This is a genomic window from Falsigemmobacter intermedius (assembly GCF_004054105.1).
Taxonomy (GTDB): domain Bacteria; phylum Pseudomonadota; class Alphaproteobacteria; order Rhodobacterales; family Rhodobacteraceae; genus Wagnerdoeblera; species Wagnerdoeblera intermedia.
Map to the genome: position 1 here is coordinate 1 of NZ_SBLC01000141.1, position 1299 is coordinate 1299.

At 55.4% G+C, this 1299-nt stretch carries 1 protein-coding gene and 1 pseudogene; one reads left to right on the forward strand and one right to left on the reverse strand.

The window, feature by feature from the left end; translation table 11 throughout:
* A pseudogene (locus EP867_RS19620) lies at positions 1-240 on the reverse strand (IS3 family transposase); the annotation flags it as partial.
* 507 nt (positions 241-747) lie between these two features.
* Between EP867_RS19620 and EP867_RS20400 the strand changes: the two are divergent.
* On the forward strand, positions 748-1104 hold the full coding sequence (locus EP867_RS20400) for a YadA C-terminal domain-containing protein (RefSeq protein WP_241656985.1): 357 nt from the start codon (positions 748-750) through the stop codon (positions 1102-1104).
* Positions 1105-1299 lie beyond the last annotated feature (195 nt).

Below are 1299 nucleotides of genomic sequence, written 5' to 3' on the forward strand. Positions count from 1 at the left end.
GATGGGCAGCTTGCGCAGCAGATAGGGGTAGATCTTGTGCCCGGGCGCCGGTTTCGAGGTGTTCGGTCGGCGATACAGGGCCTCGATGCCCATGCTCTTCATCAGCGTGGCAACGTGCAACCGCCCGACCTTGAAGCCTTCCTGAACCAGCAGACCCTGCAGCATTCGGCTGCCCGCGAACGGGAACTCCATGTGCAGCTTGTCGATCCGGTGCATCAGCTTCAGATCGGCGTCCGACACCTCGCTTGCAGCATCATGCCGCCATTGCTCGGAAAATCCACTTATCCCGGCTGTTCAGATTGCCGGAACCACCTCTCAGTTGGTGGCGATCTGTCAGTCGATGGTCAGACGAGCACCAACGGTCTCGACAATACCGGCCTGCTCGCAAATGACGGTGACATCACCAACACCGGGAACATCCAGACCGACACGCTGACAGTCGATGCCAATGCCACAGTTGGTGGCACCTTGGAGGTCACAGGCGCAACCACGCTACAAAGCACGCTCCTCGTTGAGGGCGCTACAACGATCAACAACACGCTCCTTGTTTCGACAGGAGAGACAACTTTTGACGTGAATGGCACAAGTGCCAATTTGACAGTGGATGACGGCACTAATGCGTCTTCGTTGGCTGTCACATCCACAACAGTGTCTTTGACCAATAACGGCTCCGGCATGACGTCTTCATCCGGCGCGACGACTGTGACAGGAACAACCCAAACGACTATCACAGGCGGCACAACATCGATGTTGGTTAGCAACTCAGGGGTCAATTTCTCGGGTGCCGGAGGTGCTCCAGTGCGACTTTCTGGTGTCGCCGATGGTGTAGCGCCATTCGACGCTGTCAATGTGCGTCAACTTGAGCAAATGGATCGGCGCCTGAGCGCCGGGATTGCCGGGACAATGGCTATGACACAACTTCCCACCATTTCTGCAGGTGAAAGCTCCTCCTTCGGGATTGCGTTCGGGCACTATAATAGCCAAAGCGCCCTTGCGATGGGTGGTGCCGTTCGTGTGACAGATTCCATGACGGTCAGAGGGGCTCTGCAACACAGCTCTGCTGGTGGCACAGGCGGCGCAGTTGGCCTTGGCTGGTCCTGGTAAAATAATAAAAATAAGTCTCTCCTTGGTGTTAAAATACATCAAGGGGAGACTGTATCATCGCTCAAGAGCAATGCTCTTGAGTATGACTTTTTATATAAGTCTTCTGTTTTCGCCGTTCGGTCTAACGCCTGCGAGCTATGGTCGAAAGTTGGTGACGCTCGATCAGGCGGCGGTTTGAAGTTGACGGAGACCGTC

What these genes read in the sequence shown, in the direction of transcription:
- EP867_RS20400 (WP_241656985.1), top strand. Translation starts at nt 748, where the DNA reads ATGTTGGTTAGCAACTCAGGGGTCAATTTCTCGGGTGCCGGAGGTGCT.